Here is a 25737-nt window from a genome sequence, read left to right as displayed (position 1 = left end):
TCCACTTGCCTCAGCTAGTTACCTGACTAGAAATCAAACAGCTTAGCAAAAGAGGCTCCGACTAAAAGGATCCACACCGGTCAAAAGACTTGAACGGTCTGGACCTTTCCTTAGTCCAACTCGGCCAAGAACTGGTCGACCGCCTGCAGGTAATCGATCATGGGAAGGGCCCCAGTTGGGCAGCGGTAGGCCGCTTGGTCAAAGTAAGAGACCGGGATGGACTGCTTGGCATTGGCCTTGAGATAGGCTGCCAAGGCAGGGTAGGAGAGGAGGTAGACCTGGTCCAACTTCTTGAAGGAGACCAACAAGAAGACTAGGCCCCCTTGGTCATGACAGGCTTTCATATGCTGGACCTGGTGGTCCTTCAGGTTGGACAAGGGAAAAGACTGCTTGTTCTGTGTCTCCTTGGCCTCAAAATCGAGATAGTGGCCCTGGTAGACCCCATTATAATCGGTGGTCGAGGCTTGCCGGTAGTAGGCTTCTGTAATGCGGGCCGCTGATCGCTTTGGATAGTCCACCTTGACGACTTGAATGGGGGTCGGTTTCTTATGGATGACGGCCAGTTGGTTGGCCAGGTAATATTGGTTACTCTGGTTAATTCGTTCTTCTAAGGACATGCCCCGGCTGCCATATTGAGTCTGGCTGGTTCTTAAGGCCTTGATGCCGGGCTGGCGGTGGGGGTTTTGCCCCATGGGATAGCGGATCATGTCAAGACCTCCTTTCGCATTGTGATCAGCCAGAATGACTTGGGCGTGATTGTCATCTTCAGTCTTCACTCCATTTAGTTCTACCTATTATTATGCGTGAAAGGCTTGATTAAATCAATCGTGAGTAAAGGGCTGATTAGATATAAGTTACCAAATGAAGTTGAAGATTGTGAGAATATATTGGTAAGAATGCAATTATGTGAGTGAAAAAGAGGAGTGAGGAAAATTAAAGCAAGCTGCAGTGAATGGATCAAATCACTGGGGACCGCCCTTCAAAGCTTTCGCTTTTCCGGGCTAGTCCCACTAGGCAATGCCTTACGGTTTACCGTCTAGGCATTGCAAGCTGCGTGGGCCTTCCTTTTTCCTGTGATTTTCCATTCACTCCGCCTGCTTTTTTATTTCCATCTTCTGAATATAAAAAGGAGAGGGGTAGCATTAACTTATATTCTTGCTTATTAATTAAAGGCTGAGAGTAATAATCGGGTTGTAATCCTGATAGTTTGTGCGTTAAGACTATTATGATATAAATTTATAAAATCAGGCTTTAGTGAATGGATAAGATCACAGGGGACCGCCCTTCAAAGCTTTCGCTTTTCCGGGCTAGTCCCACTAGGCAATGCCTAGACGGTAAACCGCAAGGCATTGCACGCTACGTGGCCCTTCCTTTTTCCTGTGATTTTCCATTCACTCCGCCTGCTTTTTTTATTTCCATCTTCTGAATATAAAAGGGGGAGGGGGGTGGAAGATTAAACCAGCCTGTAGCGAATGGTTAAAATCATAAGGGATACAAAAAAGTTAAAAAGAAAAGATAACGTCAATAAGTCAGGTTCCACTGCTTAATCATAGGGGACCGCCTTCCAAAGCTTTGCTTTTCCAGGCTCGATCCACTAGGCATTGCCTAGACGGTAAACCGTAAGGCATTGCAAGCTGCGTGGATCGTCCTCTTTCCTATGATTAAGCACTGAACCCTGCCTTTTATTGACGGATTCATGTTTTTATTTATTTAAGGCTTTCTAAATTAATCCAGTTAGTAAAATAGGGACTGATATAATAAAGAATTGCTAATTAAATTATAGGATCTTTATTTGATAGTAAAAAACAATTTTGCCAATCAATTTAAACCTAAAAAAATAGTGGGATAGGTAGAGATCAAAGGTCTTTCTTAAAATTAAACTAAGCTATTAAACAAGAAAACTAGTTTTGATCGATTTACATCAAGCTCTGAAGTTTTATAAAATATAAAAGTAAAAGAACACTTGACTAAGTTTGGCATACCAATTGATTCTAAGATTTATTTTTTGAGGTGAGAAAAAAATATCGGAATCTCTTATCTTTTATAGTCTTGTCATAATCTCCAGACTTGAACCAAATGTAAGATTTTTACATAGAGGCTATTGATATTTTACAGTAATAGGATTATGATACTTACACGAATTGAAAACGAAAGTTTTGCGGGTGATGCATTTATGCGTCACCCGATTTTTTAGGGTTGATGAAAGAATAATGCTTCCATCAACCCTATATATAGACATAAAGACTCTGAAGTCAGATTAATTCAGTGTGCTAATCAAATAATAGAAAGAAACTTATTCCTATTGTTTCACTGTATATTGGGTCTATATTATAACAATCTTATGATAGTCTGAAAGAACACTTGCTGAACTTTCCTTAAAATAGATGTTTAATGATTGTGAAATTATCCTTTTATTTAATCACAAATTTTATAAGGAGTTCGGTTTAAGATAGAGGAATGAAAGCCTTAACTTAAATAGATAAAACATGAATCAGTCAATAAAAGGCAGGCTCCAAGACTTAATCTTAGGAAGAAGGACGATCCACGCAGCGTGCAATGCCTTACGGTCTTACCGTCTAGGCATTGCCTAGTGGATCGAGCCTGGAAAAGCAAGGATTTGGAAGGCGGTCCCCTATGATTAAGTAGAGGGGCCAGCCTTATTGACGGTATCTTGCCTTTCTTTATTTTTTTCACCACTTGATCCCATACCATTGAAAGAATTTAGGGCTAAAAATGAAATCTGGTTTACAAATAGTGATACTTTCGCTAAAATGTAAAGGTATGTAATAATTCTAGTCTTGGAGGAAAGATAGTTATGACTAAATTTGAAAAAACTTCAGTAAATGAAGGCACACTTACTTTTGAAATTCCTGTAGAGGAAGTTAATACAGCTTTAGACATCGCCTATAAGAAAGTCCGTAAGAACATCAGTGTTCCTGGCTTCCGTAAGGGGAAAGTTCCGCGTCAAATCTTCAACAATGTCTATGGAGAAGCATCACTTTATGAAGAGGCCTTGAACATAACCTTACCAAGTGCTTACCAAAAGGCAGTTGATGAAGAAGGGCTAGAAGTCGTCGCTCAACCTCAAATTGATATTGAATCCATGGAAAAGGGTCAACCTTGGGTCTTAACCGCTAAAGTGACCTTGAAGCCAGAAGTCAAATTAGGTAACTACAAGGGCTTAACGGTTGAGAAGCAAGACCGGACTGTAACCGATGAAGCGGTTGAAGCTAAGATTGAAGCTAAACGCCAAGAATTAGCTGAACTAGTGGTCAAAGAAGCTGCAGCTGCTAAGGGCGATACAGTCGTGATCGACTTTGAAGGCTTCAAAGATGGCCAAGCCTTTGACGGTGGTAAGGGCGAGAACCATTCATTAGAACTCGGTTCAAATAGCTTCATTCCAGGCTTTGAAGACCAATTAATTGGGGCAGAACCTGGTCAATCTCTCGATGTCAATGTGACCTTCCCAGAGAATTACCAAGCGGAAGAATTGGCTGGTCAAGATGCGACTTTCAAGGTAACCGTTCATGAAGTGAAGGCTAAGGAATTACCTGAATTAGACGATGAGTTCGCCAAGGATGCGGATGACGAAGTCGAGTCTCTTGAAGAATACAAGAATAAAGTCCGCGTTCAATTGGAAGAGACCATGGAAGCAGCCGCTAAAGAAGCGGTTGAAGACCTGGCTCTTCGTCAAGCGGTTGAGAATGCGGAAGTGGTTGAATTACCACAAGCCATGGTGGATGATGAAGTTCAACGTCAAATGGACCACTTCTTAAACAATATGAAGCGTCAAGGAATCAACGAAGACATGTACTACCAATTATCCGGAACTAGCCGGGAGGACCTCCACAAACAATTTGCGGAAGAGAGCGAATTGAGAACTAAGACTAACCTTGTCCTTGAAGCGATTGTCAAAGAAGAAGTCATTGAAGTCAGCGAAGATGAAATCCAAGCAGAAGTAGAAGCCTTAGCTGGTCAATATGGTATGGATGCTAACCAAGTCCGTCAATACGTCACTGAAGACATGTTAGTCTCTGACATCAAGTTGAAGAAGGCCATGAGCTTAATTGTTGACTCAGCAGAAGAAAAATAAGATAATTATTAACAAGTAAATTTAGAAAAGGGATTGCAACGTTTAGACACAGAAGGGGTCACTTGCATCCCTTTTTAGCATGAATGACCTTGAGTCAATTTGTTGGAATCTTAAGGAGGCAGTATGGCAAAGACAAGTAATAAAAATGAATTTTTCTGCTCTTTTTGTGGCAAGTCTCAAGATGAAGTCAATAAGATTATTGCCGGACCGGACGTCTATATCTGTGATGAGTGCGTCGACTTGTGTATGTCGATCATTGATGAAGAGATGCGGTTTGAGGCCCAAGATGCCGCGATCAATATGTTGAAGCCACAAGAAATTATGGACCGGTTGAATGAATACGTCATCGGTCAAGAAGAGGCTAAGAAGGCCCTATCGGTAGCAGTCTATAACCATTATAAGCGGATCAATTACCTACCGGATGAGATGGATGAGGAAGAAGTCGACCTGCAGAAATCCAACATCTGTATTATTGGGCCGACGGGGTCGGGTAAGACCTATTTGGCTCAGAGTTTGGCCAAGATTATCAATGTGCCCTTTGCGATTGCGGATGCGACGACTTTGACCGAGGCCGGCTATGTGGGGGAAGATGTTGAGAATATCCTCTTGAAGCTGGTTCAAGCGGCTGATTATGATATCGAACGGGCTGAGAAGGGGATCATCTATGTTGATGAGATTGACAAGATTGCCCGCAAGGCAGAGAATGTTTCCATTACCCGTGACGTCTCAGGTGAAGGGGTCCAACAGGCCCTCTTGAAGATCTTGGAAGGAACAGAAGCCAATATTCCACCCAAGGGTGGCCGCAAGCACCCCAGCCAAGACTATATTAAGATGGATACCAGTCAGATTCTCTTTATCGTCGGGGGAGCCTTTGCGGGCCTTGAGACCATGATCAAGGAGCGGTTAGGCGCCAAGGTGATTGGATTTGGAAGTAATTCCAAGCAGGCTCCTGACCAGTTGAATATTATGCAAGAAGCGGAACCAGAGGACTTACTCAAATTCGGCTTAATTCCAGAATTTATTGGCCGCCTGCCCATCTTGACGGTCCTCAATTCTTTAACCGAAGAGGACTTGATCAAGATCCTGACCCAGCCTAAGAATGCGCTTGTTAAGCAGTATAAGCGGCTCTTGGCCATGGAAGAGGTGGACTTAGAATTTGACCAAGAGGCCTTGGCTGCGATTGCCCAAAAGGCCATTGCCCGTGAAACGGGGGCCCGGGGTCTACGCTCGATTATCGAACAAGTCATGTTGGATATTATGTTTGAAGTTCCCCAGCGTGAGGATGTTAAGCGGATTGTGATTACCAAGGACTTAGTTGAAGGCCGATCCAAACCAGAATATTATAATGCTAAGAATCGCAAGATTTCTTAAGAAAGAGGGGCGAGCCGATGATCATTAAAGAAGCTGAATTAGTGCGAACAGCGGTTAACGACCGCCAATATCCCCAGGATGACTTGCCAGAGATCGCCCTGGCCGGTCGATCCAATGTCGGCAAGTCCAGCTTTATTAACCGCTTGGTCAACCGGAAGGGCTTAGCTCGGACTTCCAGTCAGCCGGGTAAGACCCGGACCTTAAATTTCTATGAGATTAACCAGGCTTTTCGGATTGTGGATGTGCCGGGTTATGGTTATGCCCGGGTCTCCAAGTCCGACCGGCAGAAGTGGCAGGCCATGAATGAACGCTTCTTAAGTCAGCGGGACCAGTTGGTGCTCTTGATTCTCTTGATGGATATGCGGCATGCACCGACGGAATTGGACCAAGCCATGTACCACTTTGCGGAAGGTCTTGACCTGCCCTTTGCGATCTGCTTGACCAAGTTGGACAAGGTTAAGAAGAGCCAGCGGGCCAAGCAATTGAAACTCTACAAGCAGGTCTTGGACCTACCCACGACTGATGCCCTCTTTCCCTTCTCGGCTGAGACCGGTGAAGGGCAAGCTGACATCTGGGACATGATCCAAAGCCTGGTAGAGGCCTAAGCAAGCTGAACAAGGCCTCGCTTGATAGGGCGGCGAGGCCGGTGTGGGCTTGGTCGGAATTCGAATAGATTCTTAATGGCAGCCCCTAACCAAGCGGGTCAGATGAGATGGTGAGAATAGGAGAGATGGGTATGAAGATTCCCAATGAAGTCATTGATGACTTGCGCCAACAGGTAAGGATTGAAGAGGTCGTTGGCCAATATGTGCAATTGACCAAGCGGGGCCAGAATTATGTGGCTTCTTGTCCTTTTCACGAAGACCGCAATCCTTCCTTCTCAATTCACAGCCAAAAACAGATCTATAAGTGCTTCTCCTGCGGTCGGGGCGGCAATGTCTTCGGCTTTATCCAAGAGATTGACCAGGTGTCCTTTCCAGAAGCCGTGATGAAGGTGGCAGAATTTGCGGATTATGCCTTGCCCAACCTTCCTAGCTCTGGGGCCGACCAGGAATTAGCCCACCAGGACCGTGTCCTCTACCAAATCCACCAAAAGGTGGCGGAATTTTACCATTATTATTTAACGGGGACAACGAATGGTCAGGAAGCCTTGGATTACCTGCTGGACCGGCAGGTTCAAGCCGAGACCACTGATACCTTCGGCTTGGGCTATGCGCCCGACCAGTCAAACTTGGTCTTGGCTTATCTGGAAGGCGAAGACTTCTCCCAGGAAGACTTGATTCGGTCGGGGATCTTTTACCAGAGTGAAGGCTCTTCCCAGCTGGTCGACCGCTTTCGGGGGCGGATTATCTTCCCCCTCAAGTCGCAGTCAGGCAAGGTGATCGCCTTCTCGGGTCGGATCTTCAAGTCCAATGACCAGCGGTCTGGTAAGTATGTCAATTCGCCCGAAACAGCCATCTTTCATAAGGGAGGCTTGCTTTATAATTTAGACCTGGCCCGGTCTGCCATCCGCAAGACCAACCAGGCATTGGTCTGTGAAGGTTATATGGATGTGATCGCTCTTTACCAAGCTGGCTTTGAGAATGTTGTGGCCACTATGGGGACCAGTCTCACCCAAGCCCACTTGGCCTATTTGACCAAGTTGGCAGGGGAGGTTGTCTGGGTCTTTGATGGGGATGAACCAGGGCGTGAAGCTAGTAACCGGGCCTTTGATTTAGCCCGCCAGTTTCCAAGAACCCAGTTTAAGTCGATTGCAGTCCCTCAGCAGAAGGACCCAGATGAATGGTTACGGACCAAGGGGGCAGCGAGTTTTCGCCAGTTACTGGACCAGGCCCAGACACTTTTTAACTTTAAGAAGGACTATCTCAAGTCCCAATACCGGTTGGAAGATCCCAAGCAGAAGTCTGAATATATTGACCAACTCCTGCTTTTACTGAATCAGAAGGGGTCTCCCATTGAAAACCAGCTCTATTTAGCTGAATTAGCCAAGGAATTTGACCTGGAGGAAGCTCTTTTAAAGGAACGGCTGGTCCGCTTGAGTGATCAAGCCCCCAGCCGGATGCCTGCCCGGTCAGACCAACCAGTGGTCGCTCCTTCTCCTGCCCAGGTAACGGGCTTACCGATCCGGTCACACAAGGCCTATCAGAGCGAGAAATTATGGTTGGGGCAGTTGATGTTTCAAGCCGATGCCTGGCAGTATATTCAGTCCTTACAGGAACTACCCGTGCTCTATCATGAGTTTAGCCAGGCAGCTTTTAGCCAGTTAGCTGATTATTATTATCAAGGGCATGCCTTGCCTTTGACAGGAATTGTCGGTAATATAGCCGATACACAAGTCAATCAAGTCTTAACAACTGTCATGTGGGATTATCAACCCATGGCCTATGATGTGCAGATAATGCAAGATTGTCAGCAGATGATCCGCCAGGCCTTTAGTGAACAGGAAATTAAGGAACTCAAGGAACGATTAAAGAAGGAGATGGCCCAGCAGAACCAGGATCAGGTCCAAGACTTGATCCAGCGGATAATGAACTTGGAACGCCAGCTCAAGGTCAAAAAATAGGAGGTCGATCGAATGGCAGAAGAGAAGAAGCAACAAGAAGAAAAAAATGAAATCAAACTGTCCTTGGAAGAGGCGGTGGACCAGTTATTAATCGAGAAGAAGGCGGCTGGCAGTATTCATTATGATGAATTAACCAAACAGATTGCAGCCCCCTATAGTCTGGATGCGGACGGTATCGATCAGTTGATCCAAACCATTGAAGACAAGGGAATTGCGGTTGTCGGCGACGATGGGGGACCGACCAAGCAACAGATGGTCCGGGCGGAAGCAGCACAGGCTGAAGAGACCATGACTGCCTCCCAGCGGGCAGCGGCTTCTAAGATTAAGGTAGCCGATCCAGTCCGCATGTACCTCAAGGAAATCGGTCGGGTCGACCTCCTGACAGCCGATGAAGAGATTGAACTGGCCAAACGCATCCTGGAAGGGGATGAATTGGCTAAGCAAGAGTTGGCTGAAGCCAACTTACGCTTGGTGGTCTCGATTGCCAAACGGTATGTCGGCCGCGGTATGTCCTTCTTAGACCTTATCCAAGAAGGGAACATGGGCTTGATGAAGGCCGTTGAGAAGTTTGACCACACCAAGGGCTTCAAGTTCTCGACCTATGCCACTTGGTGGATTCGCCAAGCCATCACCCGGGCGATTGCTGACCAAGCTCGTACCATCCGGATTCCGGTCCACATGGTTGAGACCATTAACAAGTTAGTCCGTGTTCAACGTCAACTCCTGCAAGACCTAGGGCGCGAACCCACTCCTGAAGAGATTGGTGCGGAAATGGACCTGCCAACCGAGAAGGTCCGCGACATTTTGAAGATTGCCCAAGAGCCGGTCTCTCTTGAGACACCGATTGGTGAAGAGGATGATTCCCACCTGGGTGACTTTATTGAGGATGATGGGGCTTTGAGTCCCGAAGACTTTACCGCTTCAGCCCTCTTGCGCGAGCAGTTAGAAGATGTTTTAGACACCTTAACGGACCGGGAAGAGAATGTTCTGCGCTTGCGCTTTGGCCTAGATGATGGCAATATTCGGACCCTGGAACAAGTCGGCAAGGTCTTCGGTGTGACTCGTGAGCGGATCCGGCAGATTGAAGCCAAGGCCCTCCGCAAGCTCCGCCATCCTAGCCGGTCTAAGCAGTTGAAGGATTTCTTGGACTAGGCTATCCTGCTCGAATTAAATGATTAAAAACTAATATAAAAGATAAGATAACCGTCAATAAGACAGGTTTTAATGCTTATCATAGGGGACCGCCCTTCAAAGCTCTCGGTCTTCTGGCTGGTTTACTAGAATTAAGAGAAGATAAAGAATAAAAGTATTAAATAGAAAGATACCGTCAATAAGACAGGTTTCAATGCTTATCATAGGGGACCACCCTTCAAAGCTTGCGCTTTTACGGGCTCGATCCACTAGGCAATGCCTAAACGGTAAACCGTAAGGCATTGCAAGCTGCGTGGATCGTCCTCCTTCCTATGATTAAGCATGGAACCTGTCTTTTATTGACGGAGGTTTTGCCTTGATTTATTTAGGATTTTTAAATATAATTCAGTAAGCAAAATAAGAACTGATTTGATAGGATATTGCCAATAAAGTAGTAAGATCTTTATTAACAATTTCCCTAGCAAACCTGTCCTTTGATTTAAAAAAGAAGGAGTAAAATCAACTTTAAAAGAAGCCAAGCAAATATTAAAGAAAACTTCGTTTATAGAGGTTAATAGGATAGCTGAATTGTCAAACACGGGAAGGATAGCCTACCTATTTATTCATAATAAACGCAGAAGATTTATTGAATACTAGAATCACTAGTGTATTTTTTTTATTGTCAGTCATAGTTGATAATCGTGAATACATCTTAAGACTAACTACGATTGATAAGCAGGGTCCTATTGCTTCTTTTTAGGGAAAAATCCGTTATTGATGTACCCCTTTATTTTTAATTTCATTCTTGATGTGAACATCTATTAGTCACCATTAAAAATTACACTTTACCCATTATCTTTGAATGGAAGGATTATATTAGTAACCTAAAATGGTTAAATTTGACCAAATAAAGATCTAGCAATTATATTGGCAGTCTTTATTTTTATTATTTCGGCAACTGGATGAATTTACAAGTCATGAATATAAAAAAGATAATCAGTCAATAAAAGGCAGGTCTTACTGCTTAATCATAGAAAGAAGGACGATCCACGTAGCGTGAAATGCCTTACGGTTTACCGTTTAGGCATTGCCTAGTGGATCGAGCCCGGAAAAGCGAAAGCTTTGAAGGGCGGTCCCCTATGATTAAGCAGTGGACCTGCCTTATTGACGGTAATCATGCCTTTTAATTATTTATTTTTTGTCTCCCTTAATCCTAGTAGGCTAACTTGAAAAATCAAAGCCTTGAAGACCGGTCCCCTATGATTAAGTAGATGGACCTGCCTTATTGACGATTCTCTCTCTTTTTATTTTTTCATGCTTATTAACCTTAGATAAATATTTTATCCTTTTATCGATCACTGACATTTGACAGAATTATTAAGCGAGATGGGTTCTGGTCATAGATTTAACAAGCCTTTATTGGTATAATAGCTTAGACTAACGATTGATAAAGGAGCAATGATCATGCGTAAGCTACTGAACTTCTTCTACATTCCAGCCGAGGAATTCTGGGAACAGGATAAGAGCCCATTCTTTGCTGGAATCTTGTGCCTGCTGACGGGCGTACTGGGCTACCACCGTTTGTACATGCGACACGACCGCAAATTCTTCCTGATCCTACTGGTAACGGGAGGCTTTGTCTATTTAGCCTTTAACAAGGATTGGTATTATCTCTTCTTCTGGTTCTTATTCTTTGTTCTACAATCCTTAATTTATTTTGTCATGTCTATGACCAATGCCAAAGACCGGGCAGGGGAAGCCTTAGCCAGTGAAGAAACTGGTTGGCAATCTGCAGCTATCGAAGAGGATGAAGAGGACTGGGACTATGGCTTTGAGGACTACATTGATGTGGTGGAAAGTCCTTATTACCCTGACCAAGGCGACCAAGACGCAGACTATGACCGCCCTCATAATCCTTCCCAGGCTTCTGATCGGACTTATGTAAGGAATGATAGGAGAACGCAAGAGCCATTGACTTCACAAGGGACTGATAGGGACCAAAGGGAGGCTATGAGTCGACCAGAGTCCGACCAGCCAGCTGACCGACAAAGTCTTTACCAAGCAACAACCCCGATCGATGAAGCGGGGGTTCTATCAGGTGAGACCGAACCCGCATTTGATCCCGTAGTAGCGAGTCAACCAGCAGGACCAGCCCATGAGGCCGGTCCAAGCCAGCATGAGTCGAGTCAACCAACAGGTCCAGTCCATGAGGCCGATGCAAGCCAGCATGAGTCGAGTCAAGCGACTGGTGAATACCGGGACCCCTTATTGCGCCACAGGGTCGATAAAGAATTGAAATTATACCCAACCCATGAGGCAGCTCTCAAGGCTATTGATGAACCAGTGACTCCGCTTTGGAATAAAGAGACGACCCGGATCGAGATCCTAACCCATTTCAAGGAAATGATCAACATCATCGGCCGTCAGTTAGCCAAACAACCTGATTTACAGCAGGATTCCGCTTATGCCTACTTAATGGATTTCTACCTGGACAATAAGGTGACAGGCCCTATGAAGCTGATTCTCCAGACCTTGGCGGGAATGAGCGAGAATATGTTGTTAAAACAATACATGAACCTCAAGGAATTATCCGGTCTCCAAGATGAAGCCATCATCCAGTCCTTGTTACCAAGTGACCTGTCTGAGGAAGTGTTGACCTATTACCGGACTCACGAGTAATTATCGGGTCTATCAAGACAAAAGAAAGGGGCCCAAGCCAAGTGCAAGCTGGTTGAACCTGGGCCCTAAGGCAAGATAATTGACCTCTATAAAGATCTTAATTAAACTATACTTATCATATTAAACAAAAGGAGATGACATCATGGGATTATTTGACCAATTCAACCCACTTGATTTATTACTGAATGATAACCAAGAAGCGACCGGTAACTTAGCAGACAAGGCCGGCCTTGATCGCGCTGACTTTGGCAAGATTGCTACTATGGGCTTGCCTTTGATCCTTTCACAGATTAACCGCAACAACCAATCGCAAGAAGGCCTAGAATCCTTCAACAATGCCTTGAAGCAACACGAGGATGTAAACAACTACCAGTCCTTTGATGAATTGACCCGACAAGTCGATACTGAAGACGGCGACAAGATCTTAGGCCATGTCTTCCAGGACAAGGATACCCTGATTGAACGAATAGCCAATACCTTGGGCTTAACGCCAGCAGCAGTTAAGCGGGCCTTAGTGGTGATTGCCCCCTTGATCTTAAAGTATCTTGCTGAACGCAAATCTAATCAAAACCTAGACCGCGAGGGCGTCCAAAGAGAAACCCAGTCTACAATTGATCGGATGAATGATTCTCTGCGTCAACATGGTCAAGAATCTCTAGGTCATGGTGGTCCGTTGGATTCCCTCTTGGAGGGCTTGAATCAAGGGTCTAACCCTCAAAATCAAGCTAATCATAAGAACTCCCAAGGCGGCCTATTGGGAAATATCTTAAAGAATATTTTCAAATAATCCTAGCGGATCAGGCCAGCCCCCGAATCCATTTGGAGGAATCTAGGAGGGCTGACGATCTGATCAAGGGCAGGATTTTACCGGCTATTCGGTAAGCTTGCCCAATTTGACCTAAATGTCTGATGACATTTAGGCTTTTTTAAACCCGATAGTCCCATTTGTTTGTCAGACCAAGGAGTAAATGGATGAATCAACCCTTAAGTCCAACCCTCACCCCTTTTAGAAGTTTTTGGACGGCTGCCAATTTGAAGCGGATTGCTTTGACAACCATGATTATTGACCATGTGGCAGCCTCGCTCCTCTTGACCATGATCTACAACCAGGATCCGCGGCTGCCACCTGGTATTGATTGGATTATGGTCTACACCATCATGCGGTCGATTGGTCGGCTAGCCTTTCCCATTTACTTGTTCTTATTAGTGGAAGGCTATCATCATACCCACAATCTCAAGCGGTATCTGATGCGGTTGGGGGCCCTGGCTCTCGTTTCGGAAATTCCTTTTGACCTGGCCTTCAACCACACTTGGTGGGACCTCAGCCACCAGAATATCTTCTTTGAACTCTTCTTGGCCTTAGTCCTCTTTATCCTCTTGGACCGGTGGCAAGACTATTTTATCCTGCAAGTCTCGGCCATTGCCTTACTAGCTATCCTGGCTGAATGGGCCTACTTGGATTATGGTTGGTATGGGATCCTGGCAGCGGGGATTATCTATCTCTGCCATCCTAACCGGCTCTATTCGGCCTTGGGGGTCGTGGTTGGCTTCTTATTTGAACTTTCCATGCCGACCGTCTTCCTGGCTGCTCCCATGGTCTATTGGTACAATGGCCAGCGGGGTCGACTCAATCAAGCCTTTCATTATTGGATCTATCCCATCCACTTGGCCTTGTTGGCGATCGCTTACTACTTACTCTATCCTTAGCCTAGGCGAGGCCGAGCTGGTCCGATGGGGTCTTGTTAAAGCTGGGATCCAGCCTGAAGAACTGACAGCAACAAGTCCCTTTCATTTGACCCAAAATTAACCTCATAAAAACAGAAAAAAAACACCCAATGTCTTACCTAGAGGGCCTAGCTCTGTAACCAAGAATTGGGTGTTTTTACTTTGATGACTGGATGGGTTGTTTTTACTTAAAGTCTTCGGCAAGACGATTGAAAGGTCCTGGTTTTTTAATGTCAGGAGGGGTTAGGCGAAGAGGTTAAAGCCCGTCCGGGTAATCAGAATGCCGATGCTGATTCCGATCGCAATGGCTAAGACCACCATTAAGGCATCCAAGGCCTTGGTAATGCCGGCCAGGTTGTCACCGCGCAAGAAGTCCCGCATGGCATTGGTGATAGAAGTCCCGGGATAGAAGGGGATCAGGATGGCAGCCAAGACTAAGTTATGGTGGAAGTAATAGGGGAAGAGACCATCCAGGGTCAAAACCAGGCTGGTGGCCAGGGTCATGACTAAGAGGGGATAGGAGAAGGGGGTGAAGTAGACCCGCTGCTTGACCTGGTCCAGGTAGGCAATGGCCAAGCCGATCACCAACAAGAGGCCCAGGTCCATGAAGTTGGCCCCAAATAGGAGGGCCACCGCCACCGTCAGGAGGATATTGGTGAAGGAGACAGTCCCTTGGTAGCGGTCCTTGGGGATGGCCTTCAGTTGGTCATAGGCCTGATCAAGGGTCAATTGGCCAGCTAGATAGAGGCGGGAGACTTCATTAACCGAGGCAATGGCTTGGATATTGGAAGCCCGGTGGGTGATGCGAACCATATTGGAGAAGTGCCAGTCGGTCTGGCTGGTATCCGTCAAGGAGAGGAAGAGGCCTGTCGTATTGGAATAGGAGGCCGGGCTATCTAGGCCACTAGAGGCGAGCAGGCGGTAGGTGGTGTCTTCCACCCGGTATTCTTCCGCATTGGATTCTAAGAGAATCTTGCCAGCCAGGGAGGCTAGCTTCATGAGTTTCTTATAGTCGGCCTTCTGCATGGTTTCCCTCCTTTATCCTTTTGCTGGTAGGTTGTGACTTATTCTTTTAGTATAAAGACCGACCAAGCAAAATACAAGTTCGACCCTGATCATGAAGGTAAAAGACTCGGCCAGACCTAATGCTTTATATTAAAGACCGCTCTTCAAAGCTTAGCTTGGAGGGCGGTTCAATGTGATTAGGTCCGTACGGCGGTCGACTATGAGACTATCCTCTCTCTAGGCTAGTCTTCAGTCTTGGGGAAATCGTTTTTTTTACCTGAATGACATTTAGATTAAAAAAACATTAAAACCATAGGCCAATGGCTCGCTTTTTATGTAGGGAAGGGCTATAATATAAAAAATGAAACCGCTTTATACACCGCAAAGGAGCAAGCTATGAAAATTATCGACGATACGCGCCGTTTGGCCCTGGTGAACGACCAGGGGGAGACCCTGGCCCAAATGGTCTATGAAGTCTCCAAGGAAGACCAGGTCTGGGTGACCCATACCTTTACCAATCCTGACTACCGTGGCCACGGCTATGCCCAGGACCTGTTTGATGCCATGGTGGCTAAGGCCCGAGAGGAAGGCCGCAAGATTGTATCAACCTGTGAATATGTCAGCCACAAACTGCAAGAGGACCGTGATCGTTACCAAGATATTTATGCAGAACAAGCGCCATCCGACTAACCACTAGGTCTCTTTAACTTGGTTGGATGCCGATCCAATACCCTTGGACCCGCTGTGCGGGTTTTTTTGATTGGGTAATTTTTCTAAGATTCCTTATAAGCGGAAGGCTTGGTCAATCGCAACTGGTTCAGTCGTATTTAAGACCACCATGAGCTTGATGCGGGCCTTGACCCCGGAGAGACCTTGGGCAAAGATAACCCCCATCTGACGGAGTTGCTTGCCCCCACCGGTATAGTCATAAATGTCTTCAATGACGCCGTTAAAGGCCCTGGAAACCATGACCACAGGCAGCCCTTGGACGATTAATTGGTCTAAAGCAGGTAGGGTGGCAGGGGGTAAGTTGCCTGCCCCAAGTCCTTCAATCACCAGTCCTTGGTAGCCATTCTGGCCGACGGCTTCAATTAGGTCGCCTTCCATGCCGGCATAAGTCTTCAAGAGGGCCACCCGCTGGGTCATCTCGGTAACAGGGTAATAGTCCCGGCGCATTAATTGGTGGAAGTAGATAACTTGGCTCTTAGCCACTAGACCAACTGGTCCAAAGGTCGGTGTCTGGAAGGTGGCAACATTGGTCGTATGGGTTTTGGTGACATAAGTCGCGGTATGGATCTCTTCATTCATGACGACTAGGACCCCCCGTTGGGCTGAAGCCTCAGCTCTTGCGACCAGGATGGCAGAACGCAGGTTAGCTAGTCCATCCGAGCCGATTTCATTGGAGGACCGCATGGCACCCGTGAGGACCACGGGTTGATCAATCTTCAAGGTCAAGTCTAGGAAGTAGGCCGTCTCCTCCAGGGTATCGGTCCCATGGGTAATCACAATCCCATCGAAGCCGGCCGCATGGTCTTGAATATACTGGCTGAGCTTCAACATTTCCTGGCTGGTCATATGGGGGGAGGGCAGGTTGAAGAGGTCCACCACTTCCAAATCCGCTAGGGTATTGAAGAAGCTGCTTTGGGTTAAGAGGGGGTTGTGTTGGCTGGGAGAGACCTTGCCGGTCTCTTGGTCTTCGGACATGGCAATCGTTCCACCTGTATTAATTAAGAGTACTTTCTTCATGGTAATCCTCCTTATATTGGCTTGTCTTCCCTAGTATAACGCTTACATTCAGAGGTAACAAGCGGTAAATAAGGCCATTCTTATTTTGACCGAATGGGTTGAACCTATTAAATTTGAATGAAATCCAGTTCGTAATTTATCGATGAAAGATTTATGTTCTTTAGAATGATTCTATTAGGATAAATAAAAATGGAGACAGAATTAAGCCTTAATCAAAGGGGACCGTCCTCCAAAGCATCGCTTTTCCAGACTCGGACCACTAGGCAATGCCTAGACGGTAAACCGTAAGGCATTGCACGCTACGTGGTTCCGTCCAGCTTCCTTTGATTAAGGCTTAGTTCTGTCTGCTTTATTTTTATTTTAAGGTCATCAAAAGGTCAAATGATCAAGGTAAATAAATGATCTGGCTAGCTAATTCAAACTGATCTTGTTCAATCATCAACAAAAATAAGGAACATTTTTATTCTTTTGCTTGCTGTCTCCATGCTAGTAAAGAGTTTAAGGTAAAATAAAATCTTTGAAGAATATCAAAATGGATAAATAAAACTAGCAGGCAGGTTCCTCTACTTAATCATAGGGGACCGTCCTTCAAATCTTTCGCATTTCCGGGCCCGATCCACTAGGCAATGCCTAGACGGTAAACCGTAAGGCATTGCAAGCTGCGTGGATCGTCCTCATTCTTATAATTAAGCAGTGAAACCTGCCTTTTATTGACTGATTATCTGTCTTCTTATTTAAGACTTGTAAATTCTTCCAGTTACCAAAAAAGAAAAGATGAATAAACCACTGCCAATATAATTGTTAGATCCTTATTCGATCATTTTTAACCATTTTAGGTTCCTAACTTCATCCTTACCTGCAAAGATAATGGGTAAAGTTCAATTTTAATGGTGGCTAAACAAAAAGAGACTTATCTTTATTCGTTCATATTAAGAATTAAGTTTAAAAAAGCACCGCTTTTCCAATAATTCTAGGGTTGTCTTTGCCCCTTTCAAGAATCGTATGACAGAACCATCCAATAAACCCATTATTTCTCATCAAGGTCATAGAATGATATAATGGAATTCAAATAAAAGATCGATAATTCATCACAAAGGAGTTAACTTATGAAAACCAACTATGTTCTAATCACGGGTGCTAGTGCCGGAATCGGTCTTGCCCTGGCTCACCAATTCGCCAAACAGAAGTATTCGCTAATCCTGGTTGCCCGTCGCCAAGACCGGCTTCAAGCCCTCAAAGAAGAGTTAGAAGCCCATTACCAGATCGATGTGGTCATCCAAGTCTTTGATCTGGGCCAGACCGACCAACTTGATGCCTTCTATGATCGTTTAAGGGACTATTCCATCCAATACTGGATTAATAATGCTGGCTTCTCGGTCTCAAAGGATCTTTTAGACCTTTCCTCGCAAGAATTACAAGCCATGATCGCAGTCAATGATACCGCTCTAGCTTTACTGTCCAACCGGTATGCCAGTGACTACAAGGATGTGGCAGGGGCCCAATTGGTCAACGTCTCTTCGGTAGTAGGCTATGCCTTAAGCGAGGGGTCGCCTTTCTATTCGGCTACTAAATTCTTTGTATCGGCCTTTACAGAAGGCTTGGACCACTACCTACAAAGCAAGGGCCATGCCCTAAGAGCCAAGGTCATTGCACCAGCGGCGACTGCGACTGAATTTACCCAAGTGGCGCGTGGCTTAAAGGAAAGTGTCAATCATGATGAAATCTATGACCGCTACCACACAGCTGAGGAGATGGCAGGCTTTATCATCGAATTGATCCATTCGGACAAGACAGTGGGGCGGGTCAATATGCAGACCTTCGAATTCCAGCTCCTCAACCCCCAATTACCAGACCTCTATTAAGAAAGACGGCCTTTCGGTTTAAAATGAGGATTAGCTGCCATCCGACTCCCAGTAGGAACTGGGAGTTTTTTTGTGGGACATTTATTAGCTTAACCTAAATTTTTTTGAATAAATACTTTACAAAGAAAAATAAGGGTGTATAATACACTTAGAAATTAAATTTTAGGACAACCTAAAAAGGAGGAAACAAGATGAAAAACATCCTAAAAAAATTCGTTGTATTTGTTGTCGCATTAGGGCTCTTTGGTGGAAGCAATTGGGTTCATGCCGCTGAAGCCAAGCCGAAAGTTACCGTCACGACTACCTTCTTACAAGACATGGTTAAAGTATTAGCCGGTGATTTGGTAGAGGTCGATCTCATTATCCCAGCGGGCGAAGATCCTCACCGTTATACGACTAAACCCAAGGACCTAGAAAAATTAACCCAAGCCGACTTGGTACTCTACCACGGCCTTCACTTTGAAGGGAGGATGATTGACCTTTTAGAACCAATTGGACATGCGGTTAGTCAATCCTTTACTGACCAAGAAATTGGACAGATGGATGAAGACGGAGCATCCGTAGTGGATCCCCATTTCTGGTTCGACATTCCTCTCTATAAAAAAGCCTGCGAGGAAGCGAGTCAAGCCTTAAAAGAAGTCTTACCGGATTCCGCAGATACCATTGATGCCAACCTACAAGCCTACCTCAAGGAATTGGACCAATTAGACCACGAAGTCAAAGAAAAAATCCAAGCGATTCCGGAAGAGGGCCGGTATTTAATTACCCCACATGATGCCTTTAATTATTTCTCTAGACGGTATGATATTCCTGTGAAGGCGCCTCAGGGTGTCTCTACCGATTCTGAAGTGTCAAATAAAGACATTCAAGACACCGTTCAATTTATTGTAGATCATAAGATCAAGGCGATCTTTGCGGAATCAACGACGGACCCTGAACGGATGGCTAAATTACAAGAAGCATGTAAGACTCAAGGCTTCGATGTTCAAGTGGTGTCTGGTGAAGACCAAGAACTCTTCTCAGACTCTCTAGCCAGCCCAGGCAAGAAGGGCGACACCTTCTTAGACATGTTCCGCCACAATGCCGACCTGATCTATGACAATCTTAAATAAGTATCGTAAGACTCGACGATTTGTCGAGTCTTAACGATTTTCGAACAATGAAGGAAGTGACCGATATGAACAAGTCAATTAAGACAGCTCTCGAAATCAGTGATTTAAGTGTCCGTTACCATGAGGATTGGGTATTGAAGGACCTTTATTTAACCCTTCCCCAAGGCAGCCGGGTGGCAATTGTTGGACCGAATGGTGCAGGAAAGTCGACATTATTCAAGGCCAGTCTAGGTTTAATTCCGCGTCAATCAGGCCAAATTCGTTTCTTGAACCAACCGCTCGAACATGTCCAGCGGCAAATTGCCTATCTTCCCCAACAGGCCATGATCGATTGGGACTTCCCCATCACAGTCAAAGAAGTGGTCATGATGGGACGGTATCCTTATTTAGGCTGGATTAAACGCCCTAATTCCCAGGACGAAGCCATCTGCCAACAAGCCCTTGAAACGATTGGACTCAGTGACTATCAAGACCGACAAATTAGTCAGTTGTCGGGGGGCCAGCGGCAGCGGGTCTTTATTGCCAGAGCCATTGCCCAGGAGAGTCAACTCTATCTGATGGACGAACCCTTAGCGGGAGTCGATAAGAAGACTGAAGGGTTGATCATCGACTTTCTCTCTGATTTACAAGCTAAGGGGATTACCAGTGTGGTCATTCATCATGACCTGAATACCTTGAAAGCCTACTTTGATTATTTGGTGCTGATTAATCAAAGGGTTATCGCTGCTGGACCGATTGACCAGGTATTAACCTTAGACAATTTGACCAAATGTCAGTTAGTGCCAGACGGGGGGTGGCAAGAGTGATGTCTTTGAACTTCTATTCCTTCTTAATTGTAGCTTCTGCTACCTTTCTTTTAGCCAGTGCTGGAGGGGTGGTCGGAACTTTCAATGTTTTGAAGGGTCAGGCTTTGATTGGGGATGCGGTAGGTCACGCAACCTTTCCTGGTGTCATTCTTTTTTTCATGATTTTTAAGACCCGCGACCCATTGATCCTCAGTCTTGGAGCCTTTGTTGCCGGCTATTTGGCAGATCGGTGGATTGATTACTTCAACCGTCAAACCAAGCTGGCCCTGGACCCGCTCTTAGCGGTTGCTTTATCGACTTTTTTTGGTTTGGGACTGGTTTTAAAGAGCTATATTGCCGGTAATCTAAAGTATCAAGAGGTCTCACAAGCTGGTCTTTCAACCTATATCTTTGGTCAGGCGGCTTATTTGATGGAAAAAGATGTGAAGTTGCTTTTATTCGTGGCCATCTTCAGTTTGATCGTGGTGTGTCTGACTTTTCGATTGGTCAAGGCTCATTTATTTGATCCAACCTTCAGTCGTTTAATTGGCTTTCCCAACCGGCTGGTTTCCTTGATCATTCGGTTTTTATCCCTCTTATTAATTGCGGTCGGTTTAAAGCTAGTTGGAGCCATCTTGATGGCAGCCTTCTTAGTGGTGCCGCCTATTGCGGCCTTACAGTGGTGTCGTAAGTTACACCACACTTTGGCCTTAAGTGGCGCGATCGGTGGGGTGTCCGCTGTTATCGGAACTTACCTATCGGGCTTAGCCAATGGTCTGGCAACTGGACCTTGTATCATCATAATCATGTGTCTATTTGCCTTGGCTTCTTTGATCCTGGCTCCTATTGTCAAAGGAGCCAACCGGCAGTCTAAGGAGGTGGTCGAATGGGAAGCATGATGGTTGAGTCTTTGATTATCCTGATTCTAACAGGTCTGGCTTGTTCTGGGATTGGCTGTTTTCTGATCTTAAGAGGGGATGCCATGTTGGCAGACGCACTGTCCCATTCCATTCTCTTAGGGGTGGTCCTGGCTTATTTATGGGTCGGTCAACTAGACGGTTTTTGGTTGAAGACGGGTGCTAGTATCATGGGGCTGATCGTGGTCTTGGTGGTTGAACAGTTAGGCCAGCGTCACGCTCTGCACCACCAACAGGCGATTGGCTTGGTTTATCCTTTATTCTTCGCTTTGGCAATTGTCTTGATTTCCATCTATGGTCGTGATATCCACTTAGATATGGATGCGGTCCTTCTGGGCCAGGTGGTCTTGTCTCCTTTAAATCGGATCACGGTTTTCGGCCATTCATTACCACGGGCCTATTTGGATATGGGCGGTTGTTTCCTTGTTAATAGTGTATTCATGATGGTCTTTTTTAAAGAATTAAAAGTATCCAGTTTTGATTCTACCTGGTCTCAATTGGCAGGCTTTCTATCGCCTTTTCTGTTCTATGGGTTAATGACCCTGACGGCTGTCACGACGGTAGCATCCTTTGATGTCGTAGGGGCGATCTTGGTGATCTCCTTCCTCATCGCTCCAGGGGCAAGTGCTTATTTGGTCGTCAAAAAACTCAAGCAAATGCTTTTACTGGCGAGTGGGATTGCGATCTTTAATTCCTGTCTCGGTTATTTCTTAGGTGTCTATTGGAATGTTTCCTTAGCTGGTATGACGGCCTTCATCGGTGGCGTCACCTTTTGTCTCATTTATCTAGTGAAGCAATGGCAGGCAAGACAGCTAGTCAAGAAAAGGAATAATGAATGATAACTTTATGACTTCAAACTTAAGTCCTATCTAAAATTTCACTGGCTTGTGCTATACTTGGGTTGACAGGGGCAGGAAGGATTGGTCCTTCAAAAAGCCCACCAGAAAGGAAATTTCCATGCGCCGACCTAAGAAAATCCCCACCACTTCAAAGCCAAAATCCTATTCCTTGCTTGGGCCCAAGCGGATCTTGTTAGCATTCTTACTGATTCCCATTCTGTGTTATTGGTTCTTCCGATATGATGGTATTGTCAATGGCTTCTTAGCTGCTACCGTTCCGCATTTTCAAGCGATTGAGGCCTTACCCGATCAGTATGATCCCTTAGAGGGGCCGTCCTACTTAGCTCGGGCTTGGTTCTACCGAGATTTGGCCGCTTATACGGATGATGAACGCCAACAAGCTAAGAGGGAACCAGGGGTCGTCGATTATTTTGTCCGCCGCCACCAGCAAATGGGAGAAGACTTAAACCCAGATCAGTTGGAAATCCTCCCGCATCGTCAATCCGATACCAGTATTCCCCATCTGGTTCAATGGGATGAAGCTTGGGGTTTTCACCCTTATGCAGGAGGGCAGATGGGACAGACGGGCTGTGGGCCAACCGCTCTGGCCATGGTCTATCATGGCTTAACAGGTCGTTTAGACTTTCCGCCCAACCGTCTGGCAGATTATGCCACTCAACAAGGCTACGCGGTTAATGGCGCAGGCACCGCTTGGGCCCTCTTTGACCAAGGGGCTGTCAACCTGGGCTTGTCCTCGCGCGGGATTGGCCTGGACCAGGACGCTTGGGTGGATGCTTTAGGAGCGGGTCAGGTAATAGTCTTAGCTGTTGGGCCGGGGGATTTTACCAGTCAAGGACATTTCATTGTCGTTTATGCCCAGCAGGATGGGGCCTTTAAGATTCTCGATCCTTTTAACGTGAAATTGTCTAAGCGGAAGTGGACGTTTGAGGAGTTGGCGCATCAGGTCGAAGCGGTGTGGGCGATTGGAGTAATGGAATAAAAAAGGCAAGTGGAAAGATAAAGGCTGACCTGATTGGAAAAAGAAAAGGCAAGTGGAAAGATATAGGCTTGCATGAAACATAATAAAAAAAGGATGATAAAGAACACCCATGTTCCCATTCTTTCACTGTTAGGAGACCGTCCTCCAAACCATGCGGTTTTTCGGACTCAATCCACTAGGCGATGCCTAAGCGGTAAACCGCTAAAGCCTCGCACGCTACGTGGATTGTCTTAGTTCCTACCAGTTGAAAGTCTGGGACAGGGTGTTTTTTATTGAGTTTCGAAACTCTTTATTTCTCCAATTGAAAGTAAAAAGGAGAAGGGAGAGCGACAATATTGAGGTCGTTACTTAATTTATATAGGTGGCGATGAACACGATCGGTTATCAGCACTAAAAAATATAAAGGAATAGTCAAAATACCCTACTTTCTGTATTAATGAATGAGAGATAAAAGTATAATAATTAACACCCATGTTCCCATTCTTTCACTGGTTGGAGACCGTCCTCTAAACCTGACGGTTTTCCGGACTCAATCCACTAGGCGATGCCTAAGCGGTAAACCGCTAAAGCCTCGCACGCTACGTGGATTGTCTTAGGTCCTACCAGTTGAAAGCCTGGGACAGGGTGTTTTTTATCTTGGAACCCCCTTCATTTCATTCAATCAAACTAAAAAAGACAAGGGGGTGGGAATAAGATAGAGGCTTTGTCAGGATTGATCCAGCCAGACCAAGAACACGACGACTGATAAGCTCTCATAAAAATATTAACCTGACAAGATCGTAATTCTTTACAATCCTTTACTCTAAATTTACACAATCTTTACAAGCAGATGGTAGGCTGAGGGAGGTACTGGTTGCCAATGAAAATGAAAAGGAGAATGAGGATGGTATCATTAAAGAAGATGCTCTTAACCACAGTCGCTGTTACGACCCTATTGCCAACTGCTGTTCTACCAATCTATGCCCAATCGGTCATTGAGGAGACATACTCCCAGAATGAAGAGAAGGCGCAAGATCCTAACTTAACGGAAGATGCCCTTTCGGAAAATGACGGACTTGAATTTGATGACGAAGGCAAGCTAGTTTCGATCACAATTGGAGGCGAGAAGGCGGAAATCCTGACTGAGAATCCTGGAACTGGAGAAGCGCCTGTCAATAATACGCCTAACCGGATCTCAACCAACTTGAGTGAAGATCCTTCGACTTCAATGCTCTTCCAATGGCATACTACTGACCCCGATGATGCTGCCCGGCTCTATGTCTGGAAAGAGGGAGAGAGCTTAGAGGACGCGGTTGAATTCACCCCTGAATTAGTGGAAATTAAGGATGCCATCTACTCACAAGAAACGGAAGATGGCCACCATATCTTCGCCATCATGTGGGATGAGGAAGAAGATGAACCATATACCGATGATGATGATCCTGGGTATCCGATCAATAATCCGGATAAAGTCTTGGGTTATTATACGGACGAAGCCTTCACAGCTGACAATCTCTTGTGGTTAGATAAGGGCTTTGACGAATATTCTTTAATCTTACCTTATCCAGAATTTACTGAGACAGCATACAAGGCTGAAGCGACCGACCTTGAACCAGCAACCACTTATCACTATGTGGTCGGCAATAAGGAAGGCGAATTGTCAGCAGAAGGTCAGTTCACCACTGCGGCTGCCGACAAGGAAGACTTTACCTTCATCCACTATGCTGATACTCAAAATGCCTTCTCTTCTGAGAATCAACGTTCAGAAGCAGATTATTCTCGCAGTGTGGTCGAATCCATGTTAGCCAATGAGGACGCCAAAGACGCGCTCTTTGCGGTTCATTCAGGCGATGTGGTCAATGATGACTGGAACGATACTGAGTGGAACTTAACCCTGGATGCTCTTGCGCCCTTAGTCGAAGCGATGCCTCATTTATTTGTTACCGGTAACCATGACAACGACAACTTCCTCGACCACTTGAACACGCCACAAGCCTTGGAAGAGATGACCTCTGGTGCCGCTTATGCGACTCGGTACAATGGTGTGCAATTCATTACCTTGAACACTGAACAAGCGAATGAATCCGACGAAGACGTGGCGCCTATGATTGCGGACAACCAAATGGCTTGGTTCAAAGACCAATTAGAAGAAGCCCAACAAGCCAAAGAAGCAGGAGAGATCGACTGGATCATTGTCAACTACCACCGGCCCCTTTATTCTTCTTCTTACCACCCACTGGAAGATGAGAATGTTCAATTAAGCCGTGATGAATTAATGAAGACCCTTGATGAATACGATGTCGATGTGGTCTTAAATGGTCATGACCATAACTTAAGCGTCACTCAATCCTTGGTCTATGACTCGGATACCTTTGCCAAGGCAAAAGTGGCAGAAGAAGGAACCACCGATGGGGATACCACAGAATTCAAGGATCGTGCGGGAACCGTCTTCTTCGTGCCTTCAACAGCTGGAACTAAGACCTATGATGCCATCTATAAGAACCAAACATTTGAATGGTTAATGGAAGAAGAGGATATTGATGAGACCTTTGAAGACCTCTTCGACTATGAAGTAACTGAAGACGATATTCAATCCTTCCGCCAGCTTCTTCTCTTAGAAGACCAACCTTTCCGGTCACCTTTCTATACCTCTGGTCACTCCAATGCGCGTGAAGCGAATATCCAGAACTATTTTGTCGTGGATGTAACCGAAGAGTCCCTGACTTTCAAACTGTTCGAAGTTGTCGGTGAAGACTTGGACAACCGTGAGACGCAACTCCTTCACACCTACATTATCAACAAATAGTTCGATAACTTTTGCCATCCTTTTTAGGGTGGCTTTTTTATTATAGGGATCTCTTTTACTGTTAAATCATGTATAATTGACTTATCCGGTCCAGGTGTTTGGACCGACCGGTTGGAAGATCAAG

General features: G+C 45.6%; 19 protein-coding genes. 16 read left to right on the top strand and 3 right to left on the bottom strand.

The features are described 5' to 3' along the window. Nucleotides 1-110: 110 nt before the first annotated feature. On the bottom strand, nucleotides 111-707 hold the full coding sequence (gene recU / locus HMPREF9708_RS07745; RefSeq protein WP_006309748.1) for a Holliday junction resolvase RecU: 597 nt from the start codon (nucleotides 705-707) through the stop codon (nucleotides 111-113). A 2108-nt stretch (nucleotides 708-2815) separates the two neighbouring features. Here recU and tig point away from each other — a divergent pair. The 8 genes from tig to HMPREF9708_RS07700 all read left to right on the top strand — a co-directional run bounded on the left by tig (nucleotide 2816) and on the right by HMPREF9708_RS07700 (nucleotide 13544). After that, a complete protein-coding gene (gene tig / locus HMPREF9708_RS07740) occupies nucleotides 2816-4093 on the top strand; it encodes a trigger factor (RefSeq protein ID WP_006309747.1) in 1278 nt (425 codons plus the stop codon). A gap of 123 nt (nucleotides 4094-4216) precedes the next feature. Beyond that, on the top strand, nucleotides 4217-5464 hold the full coding sequence (gene clpX, locus HMPREF9708_RS07735; protein WP_006309746.1) for an ATP-dependent Clp protease ATP-binding subunit ClpX: 1248 nt from the start codon (nucleotides 4217-4219) through the stop codon (nucleotides 5462-5464). Nucleotides 5465-5481: 17 nt separating this feature from the next. Further along, complete coding sequence (gene yihA / locus HMPREF9708_RS07730; RefSeq protein ID WP_006309745.1) at nucleotides 5482-6069, top strand: ribosome biogenesis GTP-binding protein YihA/YsxC; 588 nt, start codon at nucleotides 5482-5484, stop codon at nucleotides 6067-6069. Between the two features lie 131 nt (nucleotides 6070-6200). Further along, nucleotides 6201-8027: a DNA primase gene (gene dnaG, locus HMPREF9708_RS07725; RefSeq protein WP_006309744.1), complete on the top strand. Its 1827-nt coding sequence runs from the start codon at nucleotides 6201-6203 to the stop codon at nucleotides 8025-8027. A 12-nt stretch (nucleotides 8028-8039) separates the two neighbouring features. After that, nucleotides 8040-9179, top strand: a complete 1140-nt coding sequence (gene rpoD, locus HMPREF9708_RS07720; protein WP_006309743.1) for an RNA polymerase sigma factor RpoD — start codon at nucleotides 8040-8042, stop codon at nucleotides 9177-9179. Between the two features lie 1443 nt (nucleotides 9180-10622). Further along, nucleotides 10623-11837 (top strand): TM2 domain-containing protein, encoded by a 1215-nt coding sequence (locus HMPREF9708_RS07710; RefSeq protein WP_006309742.1) that lies wholly within the window; start codon nucleotides 10623-10625, stop codon nucleotides 11835-11837. Nucleotides 11838-11979: 142 nt separating this feature from the next. After that, nucleotides 11980-12624, top strand: a complete 645-nt coding sequence (locus HMPREF9708_RS07705) for a DUF937 domain-containing protein (RefSeq protein WP_006309741.1) — start codon at nucleotides 11980-11982, stop codon at nucleotides 12622-12624. A gap of 185 nt (nucleotides 12625-12809) precedes the next feature. Next, nucleotides 12810-13544: a TraX family protein gene (locus HMPREF9708_RS07700; protein WP_006309740.1), complete on the top strand. Its 735-nt coding sequence runs from the start codon at nucleotides 12810-12812 to the stop codon at nucleotides 13542-13544. Between the two features lie 261 nt (nucleotides 13545-13805). On the opposite strand, the gene HMPREF9708_RS07695 is transcribed toward HMPREF9708_RS07700, so the two are convergent. Next, on the bottom strand, nucleotides 13806-14588 hold the full coding sequence (locus tag HMPREF9708_RS07695) for a threonine/serine exporter family protein (RefSeq protein ID WP_006309739.1): 783 nt from the start codon (nucleotides 14586-14588) through the stop codon (nucleotides 13806-13808). Between the two features lie 375 nt (nucleotides 14589-14963). On the opposite strand from HMPREF9708_RS07695, the gene HMPREF9708_RS07690 reads away from it, so the two are divergent. Next, complete coding sequence (locus HMPREF9708_RS07690; protein WP_006309738.1) at nucleotides 14964-15257, top strand: GNAT family N-acetyltransferase; 294 nt, start codon at nucleotides 14964-14966, stop codon at nucleotides 15255-15257. A gap of 93 nt (nucleotides 15258-15350) precedes the next feature. Here the strand turns inward: HMPREF9708_RS07690 and HMPREF9708_RS07685 are convergent, their stop codons facing one another. Further along, on the bottom strand, nucleotides 15351-16313 hold the full coding sequence (locus HMPREF9708_RS07685) for an asparaginase (protein ID WP_006309737.1): 963 nt from the start codon (nucleotides 16311-16313) through the stop codon (nucleotides 15351-15353). Between the two features lie 1106 nt (nucleotides 16314-17419). Between HMPREF9708_RS07685 and HMPREF9708_RS07680 the strand changes: the two genes are divergently transcribed. From HMPREF9708_RS07680 to HMPREF9708_RS07650, 7 genes are all read left to right on the top strand, one after another. After that, complete coding sequence (locus HMPREF9708_RS07680) at nucleotides 17420-18175, top strand: SDR family NAD(P)-dependent oxidoreductase (RefSeq protein WP_006309736.1); 756 nt, start codon at nucleotides 17420-17422, stop codon at nucleotides 18173-18175. A 191-nt stretch (nucleotides 18176-18366) separates the two neighbouring features. Next, nucleotides 18367-19287 (top strand): metal ABC transporter solute-binding protein, Zn/Mn family, encoded by a 921-nt coding sequence (locus HMPREF9708_RS07675; RefSeq protein ID WP_006309735.1) that lies wholly within the window; start codon nucleotides 18367-18369, stop codon nucleotides 19285-19287. Between the two features lie 65 nt (nucleotides 19288-19352). Next, on the top strand, nucleotides 19353-20093 hold the full coding sequence (locus HMPREF9708_RS07670; RefSeq protein WP_006309734.1) for a metal ABC transporter ATP-binding protein: 741 nt from the start codon (nucleotides 19353-19355) through the stop codon (nucleotides 20091-20093). Then, nucleotides 20057-20971 carry a metal ABC transporter permease gene (locus HMPREF9708_RS07665; protein ID WP_156798795.1) on the top strand — a complete coding sequence of 305 codons (915 nt, stop codon included), beginning with the start codon at nucleotides 20057-20059 and terminating at the stop codon, nucleotides 20969-20971. Before HMPREF9708_RS07670 ends, HMPREF9708_RS07665 begins: the two co-directional genes overlap by 37 nt. Next, on the top strand, nucleotides 20959-21828 hold the full coding sequence (locus HMPREF9708_RS07660) for a metal ABC transporter permease (protein ID WP_006309732.1): 870 nt from the start codon (nucleotides 20959-20961) through the stop codon (nucleotides 21826-21828). The genes HMPREF9708_RS07665 and HMPREF9708_RS07660 overlap by 13 nt, the downstream gene beginning before the upstream one ends. Nucleotides 21829-21946: 118 nt before the next feature. After that, the gene (locus HMPREF9708_RS07955) at nucleotides 21947-22828 is read left to right on the top strand and encodes a C39 family peptidase (protein WP_006309731.1); all 882 of its coding nucleotides are present in this window, start codon (nucleotides 21947-21949) and stop codon (nucleotides 22826-22828) included. A gap of 883 nt (nucleotides 22829-23711) precedes the next feature. Further along, entirely contained in the window at nucleotides 23712-25613 is a 1902-nt protein-coding gene (locus HMPREF9708_RS07650; protein ID WP_006309730.1) for a purple acid phosphatase family protein, read from the top strand. Nucleotides 25614-25737: the final 124 nt, after the last annotated feature.

Source organism: Facklamia languida CCUG 37842 (assembly GCF_000245795.1).
Classification (GTDB): domain Bacteria; phylum Bacillota; class Bacilli; order Lactobacillales; family Aerococcaceae; genus Facklamia; species Facklamia languida.
This window is presented reverse-complemented; position numbering and strand designations above follow the sequence as displayed.

What these genes read in the sequence shown, in the direction of transcription:
- recU (WP_006309748.1), bottom strand. Translation starts at nt 707, where the DNA reads ATGATCCGCTATCCCATGGGGCAAAACCCCCACCGCCAGCCCGGCATC.
- tig (WP_006309747.1), top strand. Translation starts at nt 2,816, where the DNA reads ATGACTAAATTTGAAAAAACTTCAGTAAATGAAGGCACACTTACTTTT.
- clpX (WP_006309746.1), top strand. Translation starts at nt 4,217, where the DNA reads ATGGCAAAGACAAGTAATAAAAATGAATTTTTCTGCTCTTTTTGTGGC.
- yihA (WP_006309745.1), top strand. Translation starts at nt 5,482, where the DNA reads ATGATCATTAAAGAAGCTGAATTAGTGCGAACAGCGGTTAACGACCGC.
- dnaG (WP_006309744.1), top strand. Translation starts at nt 6,201, where the DNA reads ATGAAGATTCCCAATGAAGTCATTGATGACTTGCGCCAACAGGTAAGG.
- rpoD (WP_006309743.1), top strand. Translation starts at nt 8,040, where the DNA reads ATGGCAGAAGAGAAGAAGCAACAAGAAGAAAAAAATGAAATCAAACTG.
- HMPREF9708_RS07710 (WP_006309742.1), top strand. Translation starts at nt 10,623, where the DNA reads ATGCGTAAGCTACTGAACTTCTTCTACATTCCAGCCGAGGAATTCTGG.
- HMPREF9708_RS07705 (WP_006309741.1), top strand. Translation starts at nt 11,980, where the DNA reads ATGGGATTATTTGACCAATTCAACCCACTTGATTTATTACTGAATGAT.
- HMPREF9708_RS07700 (WP_006309740.1), top strand. Translation starts at nt 12,810, where the DNA reads ATGAATCAACCCTTAAGTCCAACCCTCACCCCTTTTAGAAGTTTTTGG.
- HMPREF9708_RS07695 (WP_006309739.1), bottom strand. Translation starts at nt 14,588, where the DNA reads ATGCAGAAGGCCGACTATAAGAAACTCATGAAGCTAGCCTCCCTGGCT.
- HMPREF9708_RS07690 (WP_006309738.1), top strand. Translation starts at nt 14,964, where the DNA reads ATGAAAATTATCGACGATACGCGCCGTTTGGCCCTGGTGAACGACCAG.
- HMPREF9708_RS07685 (WP_006309737.1), bottom strand. Translation starts at nt 16,313, where the DNA reads ATGAAGAAAGTACTCTTAATTAATACAGGTGGAACGATTGCCATGTCC.
- HMPREF9708_RS07680 (WP_006309736.1), top strand. Translation starts at nt 17,420, where the DNA reads ATGAAAACCAACTATGTTCTAATCACGGGTGCTAGTGCCGGAATCGGT.
- HMPREF9708_RS07675 (WP_006309735.1), top strand. Translation starts at nt 18,367, where the DNA reads ATGAAAAACATCCTAAAAAAATTCGTTGTATTTGTTGTCGCATTAGGG.
- HMPREF9708_RS07670 (WP_006309734.1), top strand. Translation starts at nt 19,353, where the DNA reads ATGAACAAGTCAATTAAGACAGCTCTCGAAATCAGTGATTTAAGTGTC.
- HMPREF9708_RS07665 (WP_156798795.1), top strand. Translation starts at nt 20,057, where the DNA reads ATGTCAGTTAGTGCCAGACGGGGGGTGGCAAGAGTGATGTCTTTGAAC.
- HMPREF9708_RS07660 (WP_006309732.1), top strand. Translation starts at nt 20,959, where the DNA reads ATGGGAAGCATGATGGTTGAGTCTTTGATTATCCTGATTCTAACAGGT.
- HMPREF9708_RS07955 (WP_006309731.1), top strand. Translation starts at nt 21,947, where the DNA reads ATGCGCCGACCTAAGAAAATCCCCACCACTTCAAAGCCAAAATCCTAT.
- HMPREF9708_RS07650 (WP_006309730.1), top strand. Translation starts at nt 23,712, where the DNA reads ATGGTATCATTAAAGAAGATGCTCTTAACCACAGTCGCTGTTACGACC.